Origin of the sequence: Pseudomonas sp. CFBP2511, from assembly GCF_030209255.1 — a bacterium.
GTDB lineage: Bacteria > Pseudomonadota > Gammaproteobacteria > Pseudomonadales > Pseudomonadaceae > Aquipseudomonas > Aquipseudomonas avellanae.
Map to the genome: position 1 here is coordinate 250,252 of NZ_JARVSI010000028.1, position 25,091 is coordinate 275,342.

A 25,091-nucleotide genomic window follows, 5' to 3' on the forward strand; every position below is an offset into this window, starting at 1 on the left:
CGGGAAACCTTTGCCGGTTGACCTGATTCTGTTGTTACTGACAAAGCAATCGGCGTGCCATGTTGCAAAAGCCAATGATTGCGAGGGTTACAGACAGCGCAGAGGCGGCAATGCCAGAAAAGCGGCAAGGCATTTCCGCTGTGGAGAGGCAAAGCGGCAAGGTGGGTGCCGTTTTTTTGCCAGTATGGGTTTGCCGTGTGGCAGCGCCTTGAGTCGAACCCAATAAAAAAGAGACCCTGAGGTCTCTTCATATAAAAGGCGAGTAGCGATGATCAGAGCCCCAGCTCACTCAAGCCAGGATGATCATCTGGTCGCCGCCCCAGTGGCCAGTGGTATTTGCGCTCGGACTCGGCGATCGGCAAATCATTGATGCAGGCAAAGCGCCGTTGCATGAAGCCGTTCGCCGCGAACTCCCAGTTTTCATTACCATAGGAACGGAACCAGTTGCCCGAGTCGTCGTGCCATTCATAGGCATACCGCACGGCAATGCGGTTATCGGTGAATGCCCAGAGTTCCTTGATCAATCGGTAGTCCAGCTCCTTGCGCCACTTACGCTCAAGAAAAGCCTGCGCCTCATCGCGACCGTTGACGAATTCGCTGCGGTTACGCCAGTACGTGTCTTCGGTATAGGCCAGCGCAACTTTCGCCGCATCGCGCGAGTTCCAGCCATCTTCGGCGCCGCGGACTTTCTGGATAGCCGTCTCCAGCGTAAAGGGTGGCAGCGGGGGTCTTCCGTTGTCAGTCATAGCAGCGTCCTTAAAATGGTTTGTAGGGCAGGAATTTGCCATCCAGGGTTATTACCGCACGCTCTCCCCCTTCCGGGTCTTCGACTTTCCTGATGTCCAGCTTGAAGTTGATGGCACTGATGATGCCGTCGCCGAACTGTTCATGCACCAATGCCTTCAGCGTGGTGCCGTAAACCTGAACCATCTCGTGGAAGCGATAGATAGTCGGATCACTGGAAACGTCTTCCACATTACCGCGCAAGGGGATGGTTTGCAGCTCGACAACCGCGTCCCGGTCCAGCCCGAGACGCTCGGCGACCACCTCGGCAACTGCTTGCGGCAACGGATGCTGGCCGAGCAACGCCGCGGTGACATACACCACGCTCAGCCCCGTACCTTCGGCCAGACCCGCCCAGGTCAGGTTCTTAGCTGTCTTGGCTCGCAGCACGCGCTCGGTCAGATCCTGGCGCGGCGTGGTGGAAATATTACTGTGCGGCATCGGTCATCCTCCTCGGTGAATTCACATGAAGGACAGCATCGGTAACTATCACCATAAGATCCAAGTCTGATTTATGATCACCACAATAATCTGAACTTATGGTGATGCCGTGCTGTTACGTCATATCCGTTACTTGCTGGCGGTCGCCGAGCATGGCAATTTCACCCGGGCGGCTGAGACGCTGCATGTCTCACAACCGGCGCTGTCGCAACAGATCAAGCAATTGGAAAGCAGCCTGGGTGTACAGCTGTTCGACCGTAGCGGCCGCAGTGTCGTGCCGACCGACGCCGGCCGCGTGTACCTGGACCACGCCCGCCGCTGCCTGCGCGAACTGGACGCCGGGAGGCGCGCGCTCAACGACGTCAATGACCTGTCACGCGGTCAGTTACGCCTCGGCGTCACGCCAACATTCAGTGAATACCTGATAGCACCGTTGATCGACCGCTTTACTGCGCTATACCCAGGGGTGGCAATCATCATTACCGAGCTGTCTCTGGAACAGATTACCGACGCTTTGATCAGCGACGTGCTCGATCTGGCAATAGGGTTTGCTGGCAGTCACGGCGTCGAGATAGACAGCCAACCGCTGTTTGACGAAAAACTGTGTCTGGTCATGGCCGCAACGGCATTCAGGGAGCAGCCGACGCTGACGCTTGAAGACTTGAGCACACTTCGTTTCGCACTGCTGGCGCCAGGGTTTGCCACGCGCATTCTGCTGGACGCCTGGTGCCAGATGCATAACTTCAAGCCGAACATAGGGCTGGAAGCCAACTCGATTGCCATCTTGCTCAAGGTCGTCGCTCAAGGCCGAATGGTGACCGTTCTTCCCGATGCCATCGTTCGCGAGCAGCCTGGATTATGCGAGGTTCAGACAATTGCGCCTTTGCCTGGGCGCACGGTGGCACTGCTGCGGCGCAAGAACGGCTATCAGAGCGCGGCCGCAAACGCGTTTGCAAAACTGTTGAGCGGCATCAGAACGGAAACCTGAACCCGATGCGTCGGCGAAACGAGGGTGTTTTTGCTCAAAAAAAAGAGACCCTAAGGTCTCTTTCATGACAAGCAGCTGTCACTTGGCCTTGTAGATAATCCCAGGGCTGCACTGGACCATCTGATAGTGATCAGGCAGGCCATTGAGCGCTTCGGATGCACCCAGAAACAGATAGCCGCCCGGCTTGAGCGTACCGTGGATGCGCAGCAGGATGTCTTTCTTCACTTCGGCCGAGAAGTAGATCAGCACGTTGCGGCAGAACACGATGTCGAACTTGCCCAGCGCCGAGTAGCTGTCGAGCAGGTTGAACGAGCGGAACTCCACACGGCTCTTGATCGGTGCCTTGACCACCCAGCGGCCGGGGCTTTTCACATCGAAAAAGCGCTGCAGACGATCCGGTGACAGGCCGCGACCAATCGCCAGGCTGTCGTACTCGCCGGTCTTGCAGTTATTGAGCATCAAGCCCGACAGGTCGGTGGCAACGATCTGCGCGCCGGACTTGAGCTGGCCCGGGTTGGCGCGCTCGAACTCGTCGATGGACATCGACAGCGAGTACGGTTCCTGCCCCGACGAACACGCCGCCGACCAGATGCGCAGTCGCTGACCGGGGCTGGCCTTGATCTGCTCGGGCAACACCTTGTTTTTCAGCACTTCAAACGGGTAGGTATCGCGAAACCACAGGGTTTCGTTGGTGGTCATCGCATCGACCACCTGCTCGCGCAAACCACTGCGCGGCTGGGTCTGAATGCGCTGGACCAACTCGCCAAGCGACTTGATGCTTTGCTGCTCCATCAATTTGTTGAGGCGGCTGGACACCAGGTACTGCTTGTTTTCCCCAAGCAAGATGCCACAGGCTTTTTCCAGAAATACCCGGAACTGATCAAAATCCAAATTACCCGTAGACAAGGTGCCGCCTCTCAAATCATGTGAATCACCGGGGACGACGCCCCCGGCTGGTTATTCTGCTGCCTTGATCCGCGCAACAACCCTGGCCGCCAGATCATCAGGCCGGAATTTGGCGAGAAAATCATCCGCCCCGACCTTCTTGACCATTGCCTGGTTAAACACCCCGGACAGCGACGTGTGCAAGGTAATATGCATCTTCTGCATGCGCGGATCATTACGTATGGCAGCTGTAAGGGTATAGCCATCCATCTCCGGCATTTCAATGTCGGAGATCATCATCAGGAACTCTTCTTCCGGCTTTTTACCTTCTGCGACCATTTTGAGCAGGTAATCCAGCGCCTGACGACCGTCATTCAGTGCGACCACTTCCACCCCGACGGTTTCCAGGCAACGGCTGACCTGCTTACGGGCCACCGACGAGTCATCGACGGTCAGAACGCGCAGCGAAACCGCCTTGTGATGAACCTCGGCGTCGATAACACCTATCGAAATCTCTTCGGAAACGGGCGCTACTTCGGCGAGGATTTTCTCGACATCGATGATTTCCACCAACTGGTTATCGACCCGGGTTACTGCGGTCAGGTAATGATCGCGCCCGGTGCCCTTGGGTGGTGGATGAATCTCTTCCCAGTTCATGTTGACGATGCGTTCGACAGAATGCACCAGAAACCCCTGAACCTTGGTGTTGTACTCGGTAATGATGACGAAGGAATTGACCAGCGAAATCATCCCTGTGGAGCCCGTCGCCATTGCCAGATCCATGATCGGAATGGTACCGCCACGAATATTGGCCACGCCACGAACGATCTTGCTCGATTTGGGCATGATGGTGAGTTTCGGGCATTGCAGTACTTCTTTTACCTTGAAGACGTTGATCCCGTAGAGCTGCTTGCCGTCGAGACGGAACAAGAGCAGCTCCAGGCGATTCTGACCCACCAGCTGAGTTCGCTGGTTTACCGAATCCATTACACCTGCCATGCCGAACCCCCTTACCAAAATGACCGCCACCCAGGCACCAGACCAACAAGCGGCACGGGCTTTGCTATTTGTTACGTCATGAACGCCAAGATGACAATTTCTCGACACCTCGCATTAGAAACCTGCTGGCTTCTCTGCGCAATCGCCCTGCTGTGCCTTTCCGGCACGGTGAGCCTCGCTCGTGCAGAGAATTTCACACTGCCTGAACAGCTTATCGGCGTCACCCAAGGGTTTCTTGAGTTCACAGTAGAAGACTATTTGGCAACCAACCAGATTGACGGGCGTCACGACATACAGGTCAAGCAGCTCGACCCGCGTTTACGGATGGGTGCCTGCGACAAGGATTTGACAGCCACACTGGAAAGCCCGCGCCCGGTTGGCCGGGTCACCGTGCGGGTGCGTTGCGAAGGCTCATCGCCCTGGACGGTGTTCGTACCCGCCCAGGTGCAGTTGTTCCGCAACGTGGTCACGGTAATGCGGCCGCTGAAACGCGACGCCATCGTGACTGAAGAAGATATCGCGATGCGTGAGCGGGATGTCAGCAGCCTGGGCCAGGGCTTTCTGGCATCGCTTGATCAGGCAGTCGGTCAAAAGGTTGTCCGACAAATGGTCATCGATCAGGTCATCACCCCCGTGGCGCTTGAACAGCCCCAGATGATTCACAAGGGCGATCAGGTGGTGATCATCGCCCGCAGCGGCTCGCTGGCGGTACGGATGCCCGGCGAAGCGATGTCCGACGGCGGTTTCAACGAACAGATACGGGTGAAAAACCTTAACTCCCAACGGGTGATCAAAGCGAATGTCACCGGTCCAGGACAGGTAGAAGTGGCCATGTAATGCATTGAGGCTGGCGCAGAGGGTGTGTTTTTTTTAGACTGCGGGGAATGCCCGACGGTGAAAAGCATCTATTGAGAAGCTTTATCACAATCGGCCTAAAGTTTAATTGGGGTTGGCCGAAAACAAGGCAAGCGTCCAAACACCCAGAGGTTTTTTAATCATGGTCATAGATTTCAGTCGCCTTAACAATTCGCAGCCGGTTGCCAGTACTGCACGTACCGCAGCCAGCAAAGACACCGCCAAAACCGATGCGCCAGCACCTGCTGCAACCGCAGGCGTCAAAAGCACCGGGGAAACGTTTTCCTTGAGCAGTGAGGCTCAACAGTTGCAGAAAATCACGGACAAGCTGACCGACCTGCCTACCGTTAACAGTGCTCGCGTTGCCGAGCTCAAGCAAGCAATTGCCGACGGTAGCTATGTAGTGGACAGCAACCGTGTCGCCAGCAAGCTGTTGAATTTCGAAACCCAACGCTAAGCCACGGCTCGCGCTGGATATTCTGGACGCTTAAAAACCAGAGCATGCGATGCAAGACACTACTTTGCTGCAGATGATCACTGATGACATGGTTTCTGCCCGGCAGCTTCTTGAGCTGTTGCAGGCTGAATCACTGATTCTTCACGGCCGCGACATGAGCGAGATGGAACAGGTGCTGGCGCAGAAACAGGCGTTGGTCATCCTGCTGGATCAGCACGGCCGCAAACGCAGCCAGGTGCTCGCCGGTATGGGGCTGCCCGCCAATCGCAGTGGTCTGCAGCAACTGGCCAGCCAGTCCGAGGTCGGCGAGCAATTGCTGACGAGCAGCGATGAGCTGAATGCGCTGATCAATGAATGCCAGACGCTGAACGATCAGAATGGTAGTCTGATCCAGCTGCAACAGATCAGCACCGCTCACCAGCTTCGCATTCTCAATGGCGGTGAAACGCCAACGCTCTATGATGCTCGCGGCTCGACTGCGCTTAGAGCAAAGCCACGCCCCTTGAGTCAGGCGTAACTTCCTGTATCAAGGTTTCGTGCGTAGTGGCAGAATGCCTGTTGTTGCGTTGCCGTAGTATTTTGCCTGGAGATTCAAGATCGTGAATGGCTCAAGCGCGGACGATGCTCCGCAGCCCCCGAAGGTCCTCAACACACCTTTGGAAATTGCCGCCAACCTGCGGCTGTTACTCGAGAGTCATGATCCGCTGATCATTACCTTCCATGAGCGCGCCCAGCGCTTTCAAAGCTACCTGCTTGAAGTCGACCGTGACAGCAATGTCATGGCGCTCGACGAAATGATCCCCCGTGACGGCGAACGTTTTCTCAGCAACGGCGAGTCTTTTCGTGTCGAAGGTTTTCACGATGGCGTGCGTATCGCCTGGGAAAGCTCGGCGCACATGGACATCGTCGATACCGACGGGCAGCGTATGTACCGCGGGCCGATGCCTGAGGAAGTCATTTACCACCAGCGTCGCAACGCATTCCGTGCAGCGTTGAAGCTGGCGCAACTGGTCGATATCGAGATCGGCGGTGACCGTCTCAAGTCTCCGCTCAAAGGCAAGCTGCTGGACATCTCCGCCACCGGATGCAAACTCCGTTTTGAAGGCGACCTGTCCGAGCGCATGCAATTGGGCCAGGTGTATGAGCGGTTCATTGCCAAGCTGCCGTTCGGTGCCATGACAGCCCCTGTCGAGCTGCGCTATCTGCACTTTGAAGAGCGCGTTCACACCACGTTTGCCGGGGTGCGCTTCCACAACATGAGTGGACTGGTGCAGCGCCAGGTCGAGCGCTTTGTCTATCAGTTGCAGCGTGAAGCGCGCCGCTTCGATAAAGACGACGACTTCTGACAGCCCATTCTCCGCCTGCCGGTGATTGCGGCAGCCCTGCCGCAATCACCGTTCAGTTACCAGCCTCGAACCATCAGCAACGCCCTTCTGCCTCGATCAGGCCTTCCAGGTCTCGCTTTCGCGCTCCCGCTCGTCTTCCTCAGCCACCTGCGTACTGGCAGCTGGCTCAGCTTCGGCTTCAGCCACTGTTTCGGGCTCGGGCTCGGGTTCTGGCTCCACAGTGGTCTGCATCTGGTCCTGCACAACCTGTTCGTCCACGCGTGGGTCGAGTGCCACCACCAGTGGCGAGCTGGACATACTGTCCGGCATCGCAACGTGATGCAGTGGCGCGTTCTCGACCTGGTGCAGGTGAGTAACCGCTTTGGGCCTGATCAGCAGCACGAGGATGGCAGCAGCGCCACAGACGAACGCGTACAGCATGTGGCCGCCAAACACTTTCATGATCACGCCAGCCGCCAGCGGGCCGATACTCGCACCGATGCCGTAGGTCATGAGCAGCATGGCCGTCAGCGACACCCGGCGCTCGGCCTCGACGTGGTCATTGGCGAATGCCACGGCCAGCGGATAGAGACAGAACTGCATCAGCGAGGCAAGAAAGCCGACGCCGAACAGCACCTCGACCGGCACGCTGGGAAACAATGCCAGCGGCAACGACGCCACCACCAGCGCAGCCGCGAATATGCGCATCAGCACCGACCGGTCATAGCGGTCCGACAGCAGGCCCAGCGGCCACTGCACCAGAAACCCGGCCAGAATGCAGCACCCCATGAACAGACCGACCTGCTCGGTAGACAACCCTTGCTCGGCGGCATACACCGGTGCCAGGCCGTAGAACGAACCGATGATCAGCCCCGCGCCGAGCACCGCCGTCAATGACTGGGGAACGCGCTTCATGAAGAATCGCGGCTCCAGCGGTGCCGGGTGCAAAGGCGCCGGGTGAATGGCGCGGGTCATGGCGACGGGCACCAGGCACAGCGCAAAGCACAACGCCACCAGCATCAGCAGTTCCGGCCCCAGTTGCGGGTGAACCACCAGCACCAACTGGCCCAGTACCAGCCCCAGATACGAGGCAATCATGTAGCCGCTGAACACCATGCCGCGCTGTTTGGCAGCAGCCTGCTCGTTCAGCCAACTCTCGATGACCATGTACTGACACATCATGCCCAGGCCGACGATGACCCGCAGCACCAGCCAGGCGGGCAGCCAACTGATCAGGCCATGACCGAGCACCGCCGCGCCGACGATACCGGCGCAGGTGGCATAGGCGCGAATATGACCGACGCGGCCGATCAGGCGGTGACCGATCTTGCCGCCCAGCACCAGACCGAAGTAGTTGGCCGCCATCAACGCACCGACCCACAGGCTGTCGACCTGATCGGCCGCCAGGCGCAGGGCCAGATAAGTGCTCAGCAGGCCCGAGCCGATCAACATCATCAACGAGGCAAAATAAAGCGCTCGAAAGGATTTCCAGATTTGGCGCATCAACGTTCCAAAAATTGGGAGTCGCCCGAATGAGCGAGCCCGACACTGCGATTCTTAAACCTGGGCAGCCAGAACGCGCCGTTCCCAGGGAGTTATTTCGTCGAAAAAACTGGTCAGTTCCAGGGTCTTCGATGCGACGTAGCCTTCGATGAACTCATGACCAAACAGTTCCTTGGCCAACTGACTGCTTTTCAGACGCTCAACAGCCGCATGCAAGGTACAAGGCAGCGACAATTCTTTCGGCACCTGGATCTCGCCCTGCATCGGCGCCGTCGGCTCCAGGCGCTGTTCGATGCCGTGCAGACCGGCCGCCAGGCTTGCGGCAATGGCCAGATAAGGGTTCGCGTCGGCGCCCGGCAGACGATTTTCCACCCGTCGGGCCGCCGCCGCACTTGCCGGAATACGTAGCCCGGCAGCGCGATTGTCGTGGGACCAGCAAGCATTATTGGGCGACGCATAAGGATGGTAGAGGCGCTGGTAGGAATTCACGTTAGGGGCAAACAGCGCGGTAAAGTCAGCCATGCACGCCTGCTGGCCGCCAATGAAGTGGCGGAAGGTGTCTGTGGCCTCGCCGTTCGCATCGCTGAACACGTTTTGTCCGGACTCGGCTGCCACCACGCTTTGATGAATATGCATCGAGCTGCCCGCGGTGTGCGCGAGCGGCTTGGCCATGCAGACCACAATCAGGCCGTGCTTGAGCGCGACCTCCTTGAGCAGGTGCTTGAACAGAAAGGTCTGGTCGGCCAGCAGCAACGGATCGCCATGCAACAGATTGATCTCGAACTGACTGACACCCATTTCATGCATCACCGTGTCACGCGGCAACCCGAGCGCCGCCATGCAGGCATAGACCTCGGCGAAAAACGGCCGCAGACCGTTGTTGGAACTGATACTGAACGCCGAATGCCCCAGCTCACGTCGCCCGTCCAGCCCGAGAGGCGGCACAAACGGCTGGAGCGGCTCGGGGTTGGCCGCGAAGACAAAAAATTCGAGTTCGGTGGCCACCACCGGGGCCAGCCCCTGCGCGGCGTAGCGGGCGATCACCGACTTGAGCTGGCCGCGTGTCGATAACAGGCAGCGTTCACCATTCAATTGCTCGGCATCGCAGATGGCCAGGGCGCGAGGCTGCTCGCTCCAGGGCAGGCGGTGGACCTGCTGCGGGTCGCTGACCAGCGCAAGGTCGCCGTCATCGCTGCCGTAAAATCGCGCAGGTGGATAGCCGCCCATGATGCATTGCAACAACACGCCCCGCGCAAGCTGCAATCGCCTGCCCTCCAGAAAGCCGGCAGCGGTCATCACCTTGCCACGCGGCACGCCGTTCAAGTCCGGAGTCACGCACTCCACTTCATCAATGCCCATCAGCAGTTGCGCCAGCGAATGGGGGTCATTGCGTGTCATGGTTCAATCCCTTCTTTATGGTTAGAAAGTCAGCGTCCAGGCCGCCAGGCGGCAAGCCGTACAAAATACGCAGCGGGCGTTCGGGATATCAAGCACTGAAACGACTTCGTGCACCCGGTCACAACTGACCTGATGCATCACCCGGCAGCGGCGGTCTTGGCCGGGTTCTTGCTGGTACCCCATACACAACAGTTCGACTGTCATTTTTATGTCAATGGCCATTCCTTTGCAGGGAAGCGCTTGAAGCCAATGCCCTTTCGAACAGCAATCGAATAAAACACGAGCAGAGAACCCTCCATGAGCGCACCGATCCCCGTCACTCGTCCTCTGTTACCGCCTCTGGAGGAGTTCATTCCCTACCTTGAACACATATGGGAAAGCCGTCAGCTCACCAACGGCGGCCCGTTTCACCAACAGCTCGAACATGAACTGGCCGAGTATCTGGGCGTGCAGCACCTCTCGCTGTTCTCCAACGGCACCCTGGCATTGATGACCGCGATTCAGGCGCTGCGCATCAAGGGTGAAGTCATCACCACGCCCTACTCCTTTGTCGCCACAGCACATTCGCTGCTCTGGAACAGCCTGACACCGGTATTCGTCGACATCGACCCCGGCACCTACAACCTCGACCCGGACCGCATCGAAGAAGCCATCACCCCGGCGACCACAGCAATCATGCCGGTGCACTGCTACGGCATCCCGTGCGACGTGGACCGCATTCAGCAGATTGCCGACCGCTACGGCCTGAAGGTCATCTACGACGCCGCCCATGCGTTCGGTGTCCAGCACCGTGGCCAGAGCCTGCTCAATCATGGCGACCTGTCGGTGCTGAGCTTCCATGCCACCAAGGTTTTCAATACGTTCGAGGGCGGCGCCATCATCAGCCCCGACGCCAAGACCAAGCAGCGCATCGACTACCTGAAGAATTTCGGGTTCGCCGATGAAGTCACGGTGGTGGCACCGGGCATCAACGGCAAGATGAGCGAGATCAACGCCGCATTTGGTCTGCTGCAACTGAAATACATCGATGAAGCGCTGCTCAAGCGCCAGCGCATCGACGAACGCTACCGTGACGTACTGGCGGCGATTCCGGGGCTGAAAATCCTCTGGAAGACCACCGAAAGGCACAACTACTCGTATTTTCCGGTACTGGTCACCGAAGACTTCGCCATTTCCCGCGATGACCTCTATCAGCGCTTTCGCGACCACAACATCCTTGCCCGCCGCTACTTCTACCCATTGATCTCGACGTTCCCGATGTACCGGGGCCTGGACTCGGCAAAACCCGATCGCCTGCAGGTTGCGACCAGCCTGTCCAGCCAGATCCTCTGCCTGCCCATTTTCGACAGCCTGACCGATGAAGCTTTCGACAGCATCATCGATGTGATCGTCGCTGCCAGTAAAGAGAACCGCTAATGCGAACATGCCCGGTCTGCTCAAACCGTTTTGCGAATTTCTACCCGATGGGCAGAGGCCATCTGGAAATTCTCCACCGCTTGAACGTCCATTACTGCATCGAAGACTTTGAAACGCTCAATGTCGGGCAATACAGCTGCCCCGAATGCGCGGCCTCGGACCGCGACCGGCTTTACGCGCTGTACGCCATGCACCTGCTCGACAACCCGCCCGGCCAGCCGTTGCGCATCCTAGATATCGCGCCAGCCGTGCTGCTTTCCCGGTTTCTGCGCAGTTTGCCCAATGCGCGGTATCGCTCGGCCGACCTGTTCTCGCCACTGGCTGACGACGTGGTCGATATCATGGACATGCACATGTACGCCGACGAGTCTTTCGACTTCATCGTGTGTTCGCATGTACTCGAGCACGTACCCGACGACCGCAAGGCCATGTCCGAACTGTTTCGGGTGCTGGCCAAAGGCGGCTCTGCGATCCTGATGGTGCCGATCCTGCTGACCGCCACCACCACCGAAGAAGACCCGGAGGAATTCAGCGTCGACGAGCGCTGGGCGCGCTTTGGCCAGGACGATCACGTGCGCATGTACGCCAGACACGACTTCCAGTCACGCCTGACGCAGGCCGGCTTCAGCGTCGATGCGCTCGGCTCGCAGGCATTCGGTGAAGGCGTTTTCAGGCAGCACGGCATTACCGAGCAGTCGGTGCTGTACATCGGCCGAAAGACCTGACGACACCTGCGGATCATGGACGCCGACTGCGTTGCCCGGTTGGTTTATAAAACTTCTTCACACGTGGTATTGCGATGAGTTCTTCACGCCTGGTCAGTATTGTCATCCCCGCTTACAAACCGGCTTTCTTTGAAGCTGCACTTGCCAGTGCGCTGCGACAGAACCATGACGACATCGAGATCATCATCACCGATGACTGCCGCAACGACGGCATCAAGGACATTGTCGAAAAGCTCAGGCCGACCAGCCCTTGGCCGATTCTTTACGCAAAAAACCAAACGCCGCTGGGCGAGCCGCACAACATCGCGCAGGGCATACGCCTGGCAAGCGGTGAGTACATCAAGTTTCTCTACGACGACGACATCCTGCTTCCCGACTGCGTGCGATTGATGTTCGATGTCCTGCACGACAGCCCCGATATCAAAGTGGTGTCCGCGACCCGAAAGAGAATCGATGCCACTGGCGCGCTGCTGGCCGACAATCTCTACACCGTCTACCCGTTCGGCAAGAACGTTGTTCTCAACGGTCCCGAGCTGGTGTCGTTTCTGGCCCAGTACCCTATCAATTTCGTCGGCGAGCCGAGTGCCGTCATGTGTCGTAGTGAAGACCTGCTGGTATTTGGTCAGGACATCATGTCGCTGGAGCAGGTGGTGATCTGGGGGCTGGGTGATCTGGCCATTTATGCAAAGCTCTTGCGCCAGGGCAATCTGGCGATGCTGGCCCGCCCGCTGTCCTATTTCCGCGTGTCCGATCAGCAGAGCAGTGAGGCATTCCGAAAAGACCCGACCCTGCCCCGCGAGGGCCACGCCAATTTCACTCGCATTCCCGCAGCGCTGGGCTGGGTAAGGCCCGAGGAGCTTAACGGCAAGGTCAAGATTGCGCCCTTGTCACAACGTGACAACGTCCAGGAAATGGACTTGCTGGCCTACTTCGACAGAAGGTCCGACGCCACGGTGCGCAACACCCGTATCGCTGGCTGGCTGGGTCAGCGCAGACCGACGCCAGCCCAGCACGCCCTGCTCAACGAATACCTGCAGCAGCACAACGGTGGTCCGACGATCGCGATTGTTGTATCGGACTTCAATCAGCAACCCGAAAGCGTACTCAGCACGCTGCAAAGCCTCGCCTCGGATGCGCCGCTGCTCGACAAGCTGAAGGTGTTTGTCCTAGCCGACTACGACAGGGACCAGCAGACACCTCTGCAAGCGCAACTGCCCTGGCGGGATGCCAGCCTGGACAACCGCGCAACCGTCATCAACGAGCTGATGCAGGATAACGACCACGACTGGTGGATTCTGATCGACGCCGGCACAACCTTCACGCCAAGCGGCCTGTTGTGTGCGGCCATGACCCTGATCGACGCGCCACAGGCCTGTGCGGTGTTCGGCGACGAAGTGACCCTGCATGCGCAGGCCGGGGCCTACCTGGCCTTTCGCCCGGATTTCAGTCTCGACTACCTGCTGGCCTGCCCCGCTGCGACCAGCCGCAACTGGCTGTTCAACCGCGAAAAAGCCCTGGCGGTGGGCGGCTTCGACTCAAGCCACGCGCACGCCATCGAACTCGACCTGATCCTGCGCATGATCGAGGACGCGGGCTTTACCGAGTTTGTGCATTCGCCAGAGCCAATGATCATCTCGCCGTTGTGGCAAGCGCAGGACAACTACGATCAGGCGCGCACGATCCAACGGCACCTGCACGCGCGCGGCTATGCGGGTGGTCAGTTGCACGCCCTTGAGTCGGGGCATTACCGGATCGAGTACGGCCATGCCGATCAGCCGCTGGTCTCGATCCTGGTCACCTCGCAGGATCAGTTGCAGACGCTGCTGCCCTGCGTCGAAAGCATCCTGGAAAACACGACGTATCCGTTCTATGAAATTCTGATCTGCGACAACAACAGCCAGTCGGCCGAAACCACAGAATGGCTGGCGACCATCGACTCGATGCAGTCGGAACGCATCCGTGTGCTTCGTCATGAACAGACAGTCAGCCCGTCGGCGCTGCTCAACGCTGCAGCCAGCCACGCACAGGGCGACTACCTGCTGACGCTGGACAGCCATGGGTTGATCATTCAGAAGGACTGGCTCGACCATTTGCTCAACCACGCACTGCGCCCTGAAGTAGGCGTTGTGGGGGCGAAAATCATTTCAACGGATGGCAATGTCGTCGGGGCGGGTATCATCCTGGGGCTCAATGGCACCGCCGGTGCGGTCACCGCCAGCGCGATCGCAGCGTCTGCCAGCTATGCGCAACGCCTCGAAACAGACCAGAACTACAGTGCTGTGAGCGGATCCTGCCTGATGATCCGCAAATCAGTGTATGACCAGGTGCAAGGCCTGGACGAGCACCTGTTCCCTGCCCGGTTCAATGATGTGGACCTCTGCCTGAAGGCGCGCAGCGCCGGGCATCTGGTGGTCTGGACGCCACATGCCATCGTTGCGTTGCGCCCCAATGAGGTCCAACACGACGCCGAGGCAATGGATTTCGCGGCACGCGCCCTCTCCCACCGCTGGCTGCATTACATGGCCTGGGACCCGGCCTACAACAAGAACCTGGCGCTGACCGACAGCTTCGTCACCCAGAGCAACCAGGCGTTGAGCTGGCGGCCTTTGGTTCATCGCCCGTTGCCTGTGGTCCTCGCTCAGCCCTGCAATCACAGCGCTGCCGGCAATCGCATCGCGGCCACGCTGCAAAGTCTGTGCAGCGAGCGCGAAGCAGACGGCGTCCTCAGCTATACAGCGCTGCCGCTCGTGGAGGTCGCCAGGCTCAGCCCGGACTCGGTGGTCATTCAGGGCCCCATAGACGAAAACCTGATCGCCAGCATCAGCGCCATCAAAGACCACACCAATGCCTGGGTGGCTTACGACCTGCCGGAGTTTCCGTCTTACGCTGAAGTCGACAAGAGCGCAGCCCCACTCGCCACAGTCCAGGCATCACTGCGCCACGGGCTGGCACGGGCAGACCTGATAACCGTTCCGACCAGCGCCTTGGCGCAACTGCTCGAAGACTCACACCCTAATGTTCAGGTCATCGAAACGCGACTTGCACCTGCGCCATGGTCAACGCTGCACAGCAAGCATCGGACTCGCTCCAAACCTCGCGTAGGCTGGGTCGGCACAGCGAGTGAGCTGGGCAACCTGCTGATACTGTCAGAAGTCATCAAGGCGCTGGCAGACCGCGTGGAATGGGTCATCATGGGCCCTTGCACACGCTGGTTGCGCCCGTACATCCATGAGCTGCGCTCGCCAGTGGAGGGCGCCTTGTTCCCGCAGGCACTGGCCAGTCTGAACCTGGATCTGGTGCTGGCGCCTGCAGAATCCAACCTGATCAACACGAGCAAAAGCCCGGTGGCCTTGCTGGAGTTCGGTGCGTGTGGCTTTGCAGTGATTTGCAGCAACCTGCTGAGCATTCCTGAAGGCCTGCCCGTCACCCGCGTTGAAAACAGCACTGATGCCTGGATAAGTGCCATCGAGCAACACATTGATCAGATGGATGAGTGCACCCGCAAGGGCGAAGCGCTGAAGCAGGCGGTCATGGACAACTGGATGCTGACGGCCGATCACCTGCAAGGCTGGCGCACTGCCTGGCTGAAGGGCTGATCAGGCAAGGAGTCGATGGCGACGATGCTCTGCATCCATTGGGGCGCAGAGCAGCCGTATACTCAGGTGTCAGTGAAAGACCTGCATCATCGTCCGGCCGAATCAGGCGAATCAGTTACGCATGATGTAATGCCCGAATGCACATCGAGTAAAACTGCACATTCTTTTTTTCTTTCGCATTCCAGACAGGAATGCAATATATAAAAAACATGAATTTTATTTATTGGAGCGCCCTCGTTATTCTGGCTTTTCTTACCAGGAGCTTCCGATGTCATCCTCAACCGAGCGGCCCGCGCTACCACTGAATGAGTGCGACCCTCACTGGCTTCGCAATTTATGGGTGTGTGTATTCGGTGTGTTTACGACCATCGTTGCCATGACTCTACTGCTGCCGTTCCTACCGCTGTATGTGGAACAACTGGGAGTCGATAATCCCGCTGCGGTGGTACTTTGGTCGGGGGCGACATACGGGGCAACATTCCTGTCTGCCGCGGTAACGGCCCCTTTATGGGGGCGCCTCGGTGATCGTTACGGGCGTAAGCTGATGTTAATCCGTGCCAGCCTGGGCATGGCCGTGGCAATGTCCTTGATTGGTTTAGCGCAAACGGTGTGGCAGTTGTTATTGCTGAGGCTTCTGGCCGGCTTGCTGGGCGGGTACGCCTCAGGTGCAACCATATTGGTCGCCACGCAAACGCCCAAGGCGCGTTCTGGCTGGGCACTGGGTGTTTTGTCATCAGGAATTATGGCCGGAAGCCTGGCCGGGCCTTTGATGGGTGGTGTGTTGCCGCCGCTGATAGGTATCCGCAACACCTTTTTTTTAGCAGGAGGTGTGATTTTCATCACTTTTCTTGCAACCCTGTTGTTGCTGCGTGAAATGCCGCGCAAAGCTCCTTCGCGGGCAACTGATAGTGCGTTGCCAGCAGTGGTGAAGCTCAGCGGCGAGCAGCGACGAATGATCACCTGTATGTTTGTCGTCGCCAGCCTGGTGATGTTCTCGACCATGTCAGTCGAGCCGATCATTACGGTTTACCTCAGGCAATTGAAGACTGATAACGTGACGATGATGGCTGGCGTGGTCATGTCGGCCACAGCACTGGGTAGCATTCTTGCGGCGTCGCGGCTGGGTCGTTTGGCAGACCGAATCGGTTATCTACCGGTGCTGACCAGCTGCCTGGCCATGACAGCGCTTACCCTGATCCCTCAAGCATGGGTCAGCAACGTCTGGCAACTGGCAGCATTGCGTTTCTTCATGGGCCTTGCACTGGGAGGCTTGCTGCCCTGCGTCGCGGCTATTATCCGTCACACCGTACCCAATGAAGTCGCTGGTCGAATGCTGGGCTACTCCACGTCCAGCCAGTATCTTGGGCAAGTGCTCGGGCCGTTGGCCGGCGGGCTATTGGGCGGGTACTTGGGCATAGGCAGCGTATTTTTAGGGACTGCCATGGTGCTCGCTGCCTGTTCGATCATGGTCGGCAGAATGGACATGATACGCACACCTGCCTCAAGCAAGCTTTGAGGTATCTGCCGCATCTCGCATCTGCAGGTGCTTGGTAGCCTGTGACTGCTTACCAGCGTATGACGCACGCACCCCACGAATAACCCACGCCAAAGCCGACCGTTGCAACCCGGTCACCCGGTTTGAGCACGCCCTTGTCCATCGATTCCTTCAAGGCAATCGGAATGGTGCAGGACACCGTATTGCCACAATGCTGGAAAGCCGAAACGAATTTCTCGGCGGGTAACTTCAGGCGTCGGCGCAATGCATCCAGCATGAAGTGGTTTGCCTGATGGAACACGAAGAGATCGACATCGGACACGCCCACTTCATCATCAAACAAAGAGGCGAATAACTGCGGCACGCGCTTCATGGAAAATTCAAAAATCGCCGGGCCATTCATGTACAGATTGGCATCGGTACGAACATTGCCACTGTCGTCGCCATAGGCAGGAGGCTCGATATTTTCGGCCGAAGGCCTGCGCGCGCCGCCAATGGGCACGATCAGGTTTTCAGCACCGGAGCCGTCACTGCCATAACGAAACCGGTCCAGAAACGGGCCGCCTTCAGTGGCACGGAGCAGCGTCACCGCCGCTGCATCACCAAACAGGGTGCGAACACTTTTATCCTGCGGATGAATGTAACGGCTGTAGGTTTCCGCCGTCACCAGCAATACATTTTTGCATTGCCCTGACTCGATCAGCCCCTTGGCGATGCCCAGCCCGTAAATAAAGCCGGAACAGCCCTGATTGAAATCGAATGCAGCGCACGTCGTAGGCAGTTGCAGGCGATGCTGCAGAATGCACGCGGTGGCGGGCAACACGTAATCCGGACTTTGCGTGCAATAGATCAATGCGTCTATTTCATCGCGTTGAATATCGCCCTTGAGAAACAACTTCTCGCAGGCACGGTAAGCAAGGTCCGACGCCGTTTCATTCTTGTCGATGATGTGCCGTTCACCGATACCGGTCTTGGCGAATATCTTGTCGACATCCCACTCGGGAAACTCGCGGGCCAGTGTTTCATTGTCCAGCGAATGAACAGGCAGTTCGTATTCTATGTCCACGATCCTGGCATGAGATGTCATGAGCATTACCCCGATATGCGTTTGGCAGGTACACCGAATACTGTAATGCCTGCGGCCACATTGCGTATCGCAACGCTGCCGGCTCCGACTACAGCCTGTTTGCCGACTTTGACGTTCGGCAGGACGCTGGCATGGGTGCCCATGAACACTTCCTCCCCCAGCACCACGCCGCCGGTAATATCGCAGTGCCCGCTCAATGTCGAGAAGTCACCGATGTCTGCATCGTGCCCCACCAGGCAGCCGATGTTGAGGGTCACGAATGCGCCAATGCGCAGGTCCACCGAAAGAACGGTTGAAGGACAGATAACCACACCCTGCCCGATAACAACGTTCTCGCCCATGATGACCGAGGGATGGATAAGCGTGAAAAACCGAGCCCCTTTGCCGAGTAGTTTTTCCATGACCAGACGCTTGTCGGCCGGCTTGGCGATGGCGCAGACGAGGTAATCCTCAGGCCCCGGCTCGTAGCCCTCCACCGACGAAACAACCGCCGGGTAATGATCGAATCTGGCGATGGAACCGGGGCCGTCATTGATGAACCCGGCGATGACCCAGCCTGGGTTCAGCTTCACCCAGTCCAGCAGCCACGTATGCACTTCACGCCCGAAAGCGCCGGCACCGACGATGAGCAATCTGTTTACGTTCATTGCGCCAGATACCCCCCGTCAACGACCATCGACGTCCCGGTCACCCAGCGAGCCGCCGGGGACAGCAGGTAATTGACCGCATAGGCGATGTCCAGCGGCTCACCAAAACCCAATGGATGCCGCTGCTCGACTGCGCTCATGGCATCGACGCCGACCGTGTCCTCAAGTTTGCGAGTCATTTCGGTTTTCACCACGCCTGGCGCGATGGCGTTCACGCGTATTCCGTCGCGGGCCAACTCGAGCGCCGCCGCGCGAACCATGGATTCGACCGCGCCTTTGCTGGCGCAGTAGGCCATCAGCGACGGCTGGGCGACCTGCGCCATCACCGATGACAGCAGAACGATGCTGGCGCCTTGAGTGAACACCCCTTTCTGCCTGAAAGACTTGATCAGCGAAAAGCCCGAGGTGACGTTGGTGGCAAAGACCGTTTCCCACTGATCAATGCCCAATGCGCGAATGGGCAACGGCATCTGTACGCCTGCGGCATGTACCAGCCCGTCGAAGGGAGCATAGGTTTTAGCCAGGTTTTTCATCCAGCCGCCAACCACCGAGCTCTCAAGCAAATCGAATGGCTCGACACCATGCCCTTCACCGTGAAGCTGCTGCCTGGTTGCCTCGAGCCGCTCCTGATTTCTGGCAACCAGCACCACCCGAGCCCCCTGCTGACTTAACCAGATCGCGACCTGGCTGCCGATGCCGGAAGAAGCTCCCGTGACCATGACCACTTTGCCGCTCAGTGAAAAAGGATTACTGCCCACTCAACACTCCTCTTGGGGGCTGAACCGTCCGATCCGGAAAAAACCGATCAAGGATTACTCTGTGACGAGGCTGATGACGTCATCCACACTCTTGCACGCGTTCAGGCGATTGGCCGACAGGCTCTTGCCCAAATGCTCATCGGCAAGCGACATGAAGGTCACCACCGCGATCGAGTCCCAATCGAGATTCTGCCCTTTGCTCAGACTGCCTTCGTCTGCTTCCATCGCTTCTTCGATCAGCCTGAGTACTTTGTCTTCCATCGCTCTGCTCCCTGACACAACCAACTGTTGGATAACGGTCTGCGCAGGCAGCGCCTGCACCTGATAGTTTGCAATAATCGAACCAAGCCACAGCAGGTATGCGGACGCCCTGATTACAGGGCGAATCACCGAAAAAATCAAAAGGACAGACAGAGAAGCCAAAAATATGGCGACCAGGCGACAGGATGATCGAGGCGTGCCTGCGGCATTGCGTCAATATAATGTCCACGCCCGTCGAGCATCGCTCACAGCAGCGAGAGTCAAGGCAAATAGATGCTGAACATCGCCCCGCCGAGCACCCCGCCATTGGCGATCTCGATGCGCCCCTGCATGCCGCCACGGGCGTGCAGTCGGGCGATGTGCGCGGCAAAATACAGGCCCAGCCCGGTGCTGCCGCTGCCCTGATTGATGCCCTGTACATAGTCGGTCTGCTGATCGATCAGATAGGCCGGATAGCCTGGGCCGTCATCGTTGATGGTGATTTTCAGTTGACCGTCTTCATCGCCGACACTGATGACAAGCTGCTCACGAGCAAAGCCAGTGGCGTTGACGATGATATTGCCCACCACCGAGCCGACCAGTTCGCGGTCGAAAAAGCCCAGCGGGCTCAGGATGTCGATGTCACAGCGCGCGGTAATGCCACGGCTGGCCAGCACTTCCTGATGATGAGCCAGTTGCGCCTCGATGAAATCGTCCAGCTCGTGATAATCGGGGCGTAACGGCATCTGATTGACGCCCAGTTTGTAGAGGCCGAGCAACTGCACCAGCATGCCATTGAGGTTGGCAAACTCGTAGCCGATGATGCCATGCTCCGGGGTGTCACGCTGCTGGCTGGAAAGCTTTGCCTGCCACTCGCTGTGCGCCTGGGTCAGCATCGCCAGCGAGTTCTTCATGTCGTGCACGGTGGAGGCAATCACCATGGAAAAATCGAGGCCCTGCTCTGGTTGTCGAGTCATGCGCCAAATGCCCTTTCCCTGAGTTTCTGATAGCGCTCGTAACGCGCATCGCTGTCCGGGATCTTGCCCAGTGTCGTCAGGCTGGCACGGCATTCGTCTATCGCCGCCTGCCCAAGGTTCTGGCCCGGATGAAGCAGTGACTGCACCATGTTCAGCACAATACTGATGTTTTTCGGCTGCAACCCCAGCGCACTGCGGAAAAACGCCTGCGCCTCAGGGAGGTTGCCTGCCTTGTAACTGCGTACGCCCTGCAGGTTGAAATCGACGGCCGCCTTGCTGGCCTCCAGAATCGCCGGATCGTCGGTCATGCTGGCCACGCTTTTCATCACGGCCGGGTCATCGCCATAGGCTTGCGCGCAGCTCTTCAAGACACTGGCGCCAGCTTCTTCCTGCCCCAGTTGCTTGAGCTGCGCCGCGACCATCAACGCAGCGTCGGCGCTGAGCACCTGCTCCATGCCGTCGAGTCTGGCCATCGCCTGCTCGGTGAGCCTGGCGGCAGTTTCCGGGTCCGAGTGCTGCAGGCTGGCGGCTTTCATCAGCCGCGTGCGCACTTGCAGGCCTTCGTCGTTGGTGTGTTCCTTGGCGACGTCGACAAGGGCGTTGTTGATCTCGACCCGCGTGCGCGCATCGAGCCCCTGATCACCGCCCTTGCTGATCAGCGCATGTGCCAGGCCGAGGTTGGTCTCCGGGTCCTTGAAGCGCGAATGCTGGCCTTGGGAAACCGCCTGGCGATACGCCTTGGAGGCGCTCTCGAAATCCTCGTTGCCGAGCGCCAGCTTGCCCAGCAGCTTCTGCCGGCGCACCGCCAGCGGCGACAGGCGCACCGCGCTTTCCAGCACGGTTTGCGCCCGTTTGCCATCACCCAGCGCCACCAGCACATCAGCCAGACCGTCGAACAATGCCGGCATGGTCGGAAACGCCTTGATGGCCTGTTCGTAAACGGCCTGCGCCTCGGCGGTTTTGCCGCGTTTGAGCAGCAGGCTGCCCAGCGCGCCGTACGCCCAGGGCGTGGCACGATCAGCCAGAATGGTCTTGAGAAACGCTTCCAGCGGCTCGTTCTGCTTCAGGTCGCGCAAGGCATCAGCCTTGTGGCGCAGGCACAACGGCGCGTAGCGCGGGTCCTGCTCGATCAGCTTGTTGCAGGCCGCCAGCACCTCGGCCGGCTTGCGACGATCAAGGGCCTGCAAAATCGGTTTGAGCAAGGTCTTGCGCTGTACCAGCTTTTCCAGGCGCTGGGCCAGCCCGGCGCGGTTGAACGGCTTGGTCAGGTAGCCATCCGGCTCCCACTCCAGCGCACTCATGACCATCGCCTGACTGTTTTCCGCAGTCACCATGATGAACACGCTTTCGTAACTCAGCAGCCGCTCGATCATCAAGTCTTCGAGCACCTGCTGACCGTTCTTGCGGCCATCGCCGAGGTTGAAGTCGTGCAGCACGAAGTCATAACGCTTTTGCGAGCACATGCGCAGAGCCTGCTCACCGGAGTCGGCGGTGTCCACTTCCTTGACGCCCAGTTCACGCAGCATCGACCTCACTGAACTGCGAAAGTCAGAGAAGTCATCGACGATAAGAAAGCTTTTTTGGTTGTACGCCAGCATCCGGATTCCTGCACAGGAGAGGGTAAAAATATGAGACCCACAGCCTGAAAATTAATCAGGCCCGGCTCGGCAGCCCATTTTCAGGGCGCACATAATAACTGATGGCAACATGCCATAAACTAATTCGCCGTTACCGCCCTTCCCGCAACAAGCCACGCAGTTCAGGGCAACACTCAGTTTTTCGACCATCCGGGCAGAAACTGTAGAACGAACATCAACTTCGCACCTCATGCGCATGGCAAACAGGCGATGATTTTGCGCAGTGGATCGACATTGCAGAAATGAGAAGGGAGTTTTCGGGAAGCAGAGCACAGATTGGTCGCGCGGCGTACGCGGCGCAAATCAGCAGACAGCGGGCCAACGCAAAAAACGTTGACCCACTCGACGTTCAGGCAGGTTTACACCCAGCCATCATTCTTTTTGCGGCCCTTGGTCAGCGCCGGAAGAATCAGGCCGACTAACAGGCCCGCACCAGCAATGCTGCCGCCGTAAACCATATAACGCATCATGACCTGTTTGTTTTCATCGCCAAGCCGCGCCTGCGTGGAGCGCAGTTCGGCCTGGGAGTCGGCCAACTGATCGTTGAGGACCTTGGTGCGGGCTTCCAGTTCATCGACCAGCTTCTTGCGCGCATCCAGCGTTTCCTGCATGCCTTGCACGCGGGTTTTCCAGGTGTTGTCGATGCCTGCCAGTTGCTCGGTCAGCTCGGCGACCTGCTGGGTCAATTGCGGCACGCGCTCGATCTGGCCAGGGACGTCCTGCAGGTCGCTGCTGGGAATCCACACTGTCGCGCCGCCTTCGCCACGCACCTGGCTGAAGTTACCGGAGGTGGTGAGCAGCTCAAGCTTCTGCCCGGATTTCAACGTGCCGACGATCCGGTGGCCATCAGTCGGCCCGCTGCGTACGTAAGTGGTGAGGCTGTCGCTGACCCAGCGATCATTGCCCGCGGCCTGCACGCTGGCAGGTACCACAAGGGTCAACGCAGCGCCAAACAGGCCAGCGCCGAGCACGCGACGCGAAACGGCGAACAGGCCGGGTGCACGAGAAAGAAGTGCAGAAAAATGACGAGACATGGCGATAATTATCTTTATCTGAATGAAAATAAAGCCTCGTTGAACGGGCCGGCTAACGATGGGAGCGGCAGGCAATTGAACGTTTTGCAACTCCTGCCCGGACGGGGTGTCTGCCAATCAGGCGTAATTGAAAGCGCCTGAAAATCCCTTTCTTGCAGGCCGTCCAGAAAGTCCATCAGCTAACAGACTCTGTGAAAGGGGTCAGGTTCACTATTGCCCTGCACAGGCGCCAAGATTCAGCCGCACGGTCATCGGAGCAAGTGCCTGCTTTCAAACGAATTCACCCCGCTGATTCAACCCCGCGATGCCGTATCAGGGCGCAAACAAGGATCGTGTGCTGTCCGACGTTTGCTTTCCCGGCCAAGTGCTGTAGAAAAGGCCTGACAGGCGTGAACATCAATGATGTTCACCATCCTGATGCTCGACTGCATCGCTCTAATGGAAAATAGAATGCTCCCAAGACAAGTGATTAACGCCACCGTAAGCCCCAAAGGCAGCCTTGAAACCCTGTCCCAGCGTGAAGTGCAGCAACTCAGCGCGGCCGGTTCAGGCAGCACCTACACCCTGTTTCGCCAGTGCGCCCTGGCCATTCTCAATACCGGCGCCCATGTCGATAACGCCAAGACCATTCTTGAAGCGTACGAAAGCTTCGAGGTGCGTATTCATCAACAGGATCGCGGCGTGCGCCTGGAGCTGCTCAATGCTCCGGCAGACGCGTTTGTCGATGGTGAAATGATCGCCAGCACCCGCGAGATGCTGTTCAGCGCCCTGCGCGACATCGTCTACACCGAAAGCGAACTGGACAGCCAGCGCATCGACCTGAGCAACTCTCAGGGCATCACCGATTACGTGTTCCACCTGCTGCGCAACGCCCGCACCCTGCGCGCCGGTGTCGAGCCAAAGATGGTGGTGTGCTGGGGTGGCCACTCGATCAACACCGAAGAATACAAATACACCAAGAAAGTCGGCCACGAACTGGGCCTGCGCAGCCTGGACATCTGTACCGGCTGCGGCCCCGGCGTGATGAAAGGCCCTATGAAAGGCGCAACCATCGCCCACGCCAAGCAACGCATTGTCGGCGGTCGCTACCTGGGCCTGACCGAGCCGGGCATCATCGCTGCCGAAGCGCCTAACCCGATCGTCAACGAGCTGGTGATCCTGCCGGACATCGAGAAACGTCTCGAAGCCTTCGTGCGTGTCGGTCACGGCATCATCATTTTCCCGGGCGGCGCAGGTACTGCCGAAGAATTCCTGTACCTGTTGGGCATCCTGATGCACCCGGACAACAAGGACGTGCCGTTCCCGGTGATCCTGACCGGCCCGAAAAACACCGAACCGTACCTGCAACAGCTGCACGCGTTTGTCGGTGCCACGCTGGGTGAAGAAGCGCAGCGTCATTACCAGATCATCATCGACAACCCGGCGGACGTCGCCCGGCAGATGACTCAGGGCCTGAAAGAAGTGAAACAGTTCCGCCGCGAGCGCAACGACGCGTTTCACTTCAACTGGCTGCTGAAGATCGAAGAAAGCTTCCAGCACCCCTTCGATCCGACCCACGAAAACATGGCAAAACTGCAGCTCAACCACGACGTGCCTACGCACGAACTGGCCGCCAACCTGCGTCGGGCGTTTTCCGGGATTGTGGCGGGCAACGTCAAGGACAAGGGCATTCGCCTGATCGAAGAGCACGGCCCCTATCAGATTCAGGGCGACCCTTCGATCATGGGCCCGCTGGACAAGCTGCTGCAGGCGTTTGTCGACCAGCACCGGATGAAGTTGCCGGGTGGCGCGGCCTACGTGCCGTGCTATCAGGTTGTGGCTTGACCCCATAACCTTGACCGGCAG

The 25,091-nt window shown here is 58.5% G+C and carries 23 protein-coding genes; 10 read left to right on the forward strand and 13 right to left on the reverse strand.

Going from position 1 to position 25,091, the window contains the following annotated elements:
- Nucleotides 1–272: 272 nt before the first annotated feature.
- The gene (locus QRN38_RS23915; RefSeq protein ID WP_057418945.1) at nt 273–746 is read right to left on the reverse strand and encodes a nuclear transport factor 2 family protein; all 474 of its coding nucleotides are present in this window, start codon (nt 744–746) and stop codon (nt 273–275) included.
- 10 nt (nt 747–756) lie between these two features.
- Nucleotides 757–1,224 (reverse strand): cyanase, encoded by a 468-nt coding sequence (cynS, locus tag QRN38_RS23920; RefSeq protein WP_007244384.1) that lies wholly within the window; start codon nt 1,222–1,224, stop codon nt 757–759.
- Nucleotides 1,225–1,333: 109 nt separating this feature from the next.
- On the opposite strand from cynS, the gene cynR reads away from it, so the two are divergent.
- The gene (cynR, locus tag QRN38_RS23925) at nt 1,334–2,212 is read left to right on the forward strand and encodes a transcriptional regulator CynR (protein ID WP_057418944.1); all 879 of its coding nucleotides are present in this window, start codon (nt 1,334–1,336) and stop codon (nt 2,210–2,212) included.
- A gap of 78 nt (nt 2,213–2,290) precedes the next feature.
- Here the strand turns inward: cynR and cheR are convergent, their stop codons facing one another.
- A complete protein-coding gene (gene cheR / locus QRN38_RS23930) occupies nt 2,291–3,118 on the reverse strand; it encodes a protein-glutamate O-methyltransferase CheR (RefSeq protein WP_003382687.1) in 828 nt (275 codons plus the stop codon).
- Nucleotides 3,119–3,169: 51 nt separating this feature from the next.
- On the reverse strand, nt 3,170–4,096 hold the full coding sequence (locus QRN38_RS23935) for a chemotaxis protein CheV (RefSeq protein ID WP_005771567.1): 927 nt from the start codon (nt 4,094–4,096) through the stop codon (nt 3,170–3,172).
- Nucleotides 4,097–4,174: 78 nt separating this feature from the next.
- On the opposite strand from QRN38_RS23935, the gene flgA reads away from it, so the two are divergent.
- The 4 genes from flgA to QRN38_RS23955 all read left to right on the forward strand — a co-directional run bounded on the left by flgA (nt 4,175) and on the right by QRN38_RS23955 (nt 6,754).
- Nucleotides 4,175–4,933: a flagellar basal body P-ring formation chaperone FlgA gene (flgA, locus tag QRN38_RS23940; RefSeq protein ID WP_057418943.1), complete on the forward strand. Its 759-nt coding sequence runs from the start codon at nt 4,175–4,177 to the stop codon at nt 4,931–4,933.
- A 160-nt stretch (nt 4,934–5,093) separates the two neighbouring features.
- Nucleotides 5,094–5,408, forward strand: a complete 315-nt coding sequence (flgM, locus tag QRN38_RS23945) for a flagellar biosynthesis anti-sigma factor FlgM (protein WP_005616754.1) — start codon at nt 5,094–5,096, stop codon at nt 5,406–5,408.
- Between the two features lie 49 nt (nt 5,409–5,457).
- Nucleotides 5,458–5,925, forward strand: coding sequence for a flagella synthesis protein FlgN (locus tag QRN38_RS23950; protein WP_005771571.1), 468 nt, complete (start codon nt 5,458–5,460; stop codon nt 5,923–5,925).
- Between the two features lie 82 nt (nt 5,926–6,007).
- Entirely contained in the window at nt 6,008–6,754 is a 747-nt protein-coding gene (locus QRN38_RS23955; RefSeq protein WP_005771573.1) for a flagellar brake protein, read from the forward strand.
- A gap of 96 nt (nt 6,755–6,850) precedes the next feature.
- Here the strand turns inward: QRN38_RS23955 and QRN38_RS23960 are convergent, their stop codons facing one another.
- Nucleotides 6,851–8,236: an MFS transporter gene (locus tag QRN38_RS23960; RefSeq protein ID WP_057417192.1), complete on the reverse strand. Its 1,386-nt coding sequence runs from the start codon at nt 8,234–8,236 to the stop codon at nt 6,851–6,853.
- Between the two features lie 54 nt (nt 8,237–8,290).
- A complete protein-coding gene (locus QRN38_RS23965) occupies nt 8,291–9,532 on the reverse strand; it encodes a glutamine synthetase family protein (RefSeq protein WP_161797788.1) in 1,242 nt (413 codons plus the stop codon).
- 399 nt (nt 9,533–9,931) lie between these two features.
- On the opposite strand from QRN38_RS23965, the gene vioA reads away from it, so the two are divergent.
- From vioA to QRN38_RS23985, 4 genes are all read left to right on the forward strand, one after another.
- Complete coding sequence (gene vioA, locus QRN38_RS23970; RefSeq protein WP_005771580.1) at nt 9,932–11,050, forward strand: dTDP-4-amino-4,6-dideoxy-D-glucose aminotransferase VioA; 1,119 nt, start codon at nt 9,932–9,934, stop codon at nt 11,048–11,050.
- Nucleotides 11,050–11,775 carry a methyltransferase domain-containing protein gene (locus tag QRN38_RS23975; RefSeq protein ID WP_005771583.1) on the forward strand — a complete coding sequence of 242 codons (726 nt, stop codon included), beginning with the start codon at nt 11,050–11,052 and terminating at the stop codon, nt 11,773–11,775. Before vioA ends, QRN38_RS23975 begins: the two co-directional genes overlap by 1 nt.
- A gap of 74 nt (nt 11,776–11,849) precedes the next feature.
- Nucleotides 11,850–15,371 (forward strand): glycosyltransferase, encoded by a 3,522-nt coding sequence (locus QRN38_RS23980; RefSeq protein WP_057418942.1) that lies wholly within the window; start codon nt 11,850–11,852, stop codon nt 15,369–15,371.
- 268 nt (nt 15,372–15,639) lie between these two features.
- Complete coding sequence (locus tag QRN38_RS23985; RefSeq protein WP_081025479.1) at nt 15,640–16,887, forward strand: MFS transporter; 1,248 nt, start codon at nt 15,640–15,642, stop codon at nt 16,885–16,887.
- Nucleotides 16,888–16,936: 49 nt separating this feature from the next.
- On the opposite strand, the gene QRN38_RS23990 is transcribed toward QRN38_RS23985, so the two are convergent.
- The 7 genes from QRN38_RS23990 to QRN38_RS24020 form a co-directional block, all read right to left on the reverse strand.
- On the reverse strand, nt 16,937–17,959 hold the full coding sequence (locus QRN38_RS23990; protein WP_161937229.1) for a ketoacyl-ACP synthase III: 1,023 nt from the start codon (nt 17,957–17,959) through the stop codon (nt 16,937–16,939).
- Nucleotides 17,959–18,600, reverse strand: coding sequence for an acetyltransferase (locus QRN38_RS23995; protein WP_054089714.1), 642 nt, complete (start codon nt 18,598–18,600; stop codon nt 17,959–17,961). Before QRN38_RS23995 ends, QRN38_RS23990 begins: the two co-directional genes overlap by 1 nt.
- Entirely contained in the window at nt 18,597–19,358 is a 762-nt protein-coding gene (locus tag QRN38_RS24000) for an SDR family NAD(P)-dependent oxidoreductase (protein WP_005771593.1), read from the reverse strand. Before QRN38_RS24000 ends, QRN38_RS23995 begins: the two co-directional genes overlap by 4 nt.
- Before the next feature lie 54 nt (nt 19,359–19,412).
- Nucleotides 19,413–19,619, reverse strand: a complete 207-nt coding sequence (locus QRN38_RS24005; protein WP_003382703.1) for an acyl carrier protein — start codon at nt 19,617–19,619, stop codon at nt 19,413–19,415.
- 260 nt (nt 19,620–19,879) lie between these two features.
- The gene (locus tag QRN38_RS24010) at nt 19,880–20,575 is read right to left on the reverse strand and encodes a sensor histidine kinase (RefSeq protein WP_007244398.1); all 696 of its coding nucleotides are present in this window, start codon (nt 20,573–20,575) and stop codon (nt 19,880–19,882) included.
- Nucleotides 20,572–22,173 (reverse strand): response regulator, encoded by a 1,602-nt coding sequence (locus QRN38_RS24015; protein ID WP_007244399.1) that lies wholly within the window; start codon nt 22,171–22,173, stop codon nt 20,572–20,574. Before QRN38_RS24015 ends, QRN38_RS24010 begins: the two co-directional genes overlap by 4 nt.
- 398 nt (nt 22,174–22,571) lie before the next feature.
- Nucleotides 22,572–23,246, reverse strand: a complete 675-nt coding sequence (locus QRN38_RS24020) for a TIGR04211 family SH3 domain-containing protein (protein ID WP_007244400.1) — start codon at nt 23,244–23,246, stop codon at nt 22,572–22,574.
- Between the two features lie 450 nt (nt 23,247–23,696).
- On the opposite strand from QRN38_RS24020, the gene ppnN reads away from it, so the two are divergent.
- A complete protein-coding gene (gene ppnN, locus QRN38_RS24025) occupies nt 23,697–25,070 on the forward strand; it encodes a nucleotide 5'-monophosphate nucleosidase PpnN (RefSeq protein WP_005771604.1) in 1,374 nt (457 codons plus the stop codon).
- Nucleotides 25,071–25,091: the final 21 nt, after the last annotated feature.

Bases quoted from the DNA above. Each gene is read 5' to 3' on its own strand.
- QRN38_RS23935 (WP_005771567.1), bottom strand. From the start codon at position 4,096: ATGGCAGGTGTAATGGATTCGGTAAACCAGCGAACTCAGCTGGTGGGT.
- QRN38_RS24010 (WP_007244398.1), bottom strand. From the start codon at position 20,575: ATGACTCGACAACCAGAGCAGGGCCTCGATTTTTCCATGGTGATTGCC.
- QRN38_RS24005 (WP_003382703.1), bottom strand. From the start codon at position 19,619: ATGGAAGACAAAGTACTCAGGCTGATCGAAGAAGCGATGGAAGCAGAC.
- QRN38_RS23950 (WP_005771571.1), top strand. From the start codon at position 5,458: ATGCAAGACACTACTTTGCTGCAGATGATCACTGATGACATGGTTTCT.
- flgM (WP_005616754.1), top strand. From the start codon at position 5,094: ATGGTCATAGATTTCAGTCGCCTTAACAATTCGCAGCCGGTTGCCAGT.
- QRN38_RS23960 (WP_057417192.1), bottom strand. From the start codon at position 8,236: ATGCGCCAAATCTGGAAATCCTTTCGAGCGCTTTATTTTGCCTCGTTG.
- QRN38_RS23985 (WP_081025479.1), top strand. From the start codon at position 15,640: ATGTCATCCTCAACCGAGCGGCCCGCGCTACCACTGAATGAGTGCGAC.
- QRN38_RS23965 (WP_161797788.1), bottom strand. From the start codon at position 9,532: ATGACCGCTGCCGGCTTTCTGGAGGGCAGGCGATTGCAGCTTGCGCGG.
- cynS (WP_007244384.1), bottom strand. From the start codon at position 1,224: ATGCCGCACAGTAATATTTCCACCACGCCGCGCCAGGATCTGACCGAG.
- flgA (WP_057418943.1), top strand. From the start codon at position 4,175: ATGAACGCCAAGATGACAATTTCTCGACACCTCGCATTAGAAACCTGC.
- ppnN (WP_005771604.1), top strand. From the start codon at position 23,697: ATGCTCCCAAGACAAGTGATTAACGCCACCGTAAGCCCCAAAGGCAGC.
- QRN38_RS23980 (WP_057418942.1), top strand. From the start codon at position 11,850: ATGAGTTCTTCACGCCTGGTCAGTATTGTCATCCCCGCTTACAAACCG.
- QRN38_RS23995 (WP_054089714.1), bottom strand. From the start codon at position 18,600: ATGAACGTAAACAGATTGCTCATCGTCGGTGCCGGCGCTTTCGGGCGT.
- vioA (WP_005771580.1), top strand. From the start codon at position 9,932: ATGAGCGCACCGATCCCCGTCACTCGTCCTCTGTTACCGCCTCTGGAG.
- QRN38_RS23990 (WP_161937229.1), bottom strand. From the start codon at position 17,959: ATGCTCATGACATCTCATGCCAGGATCGTGGACATAGAATACGAACTG.
- QRN38_RS23975 (WP_005771583.1), top strand. From the start codon at position 11,050: ATGCGAACATGCCCGGTCTGCTCAAACCGTTTTGCGAATTTCTACCCG.
- QRN38_RS24020 (WP_007244400.1), bottom strand. From the start codon at position 23,246: ATGTCTCGTCATTTTTCTGCACTTCTTTCTCGTGCACCCGGCCTGTTC.
- QRN38_RS24015 (WP_007244399.1), bottom strand. From the start codon at position 22,173: ATGCTGGCGTACAACCAAAAAAGCTTTCTTATCGTCGATGACTTCTCT.
- QRN38_RS23915 (WP_057418945.1), bottom strand. From the start codon at position 746: ATGACTGACAACGGAAGACCCCCGCTGCCACCCTTTACGCTGGAGACG.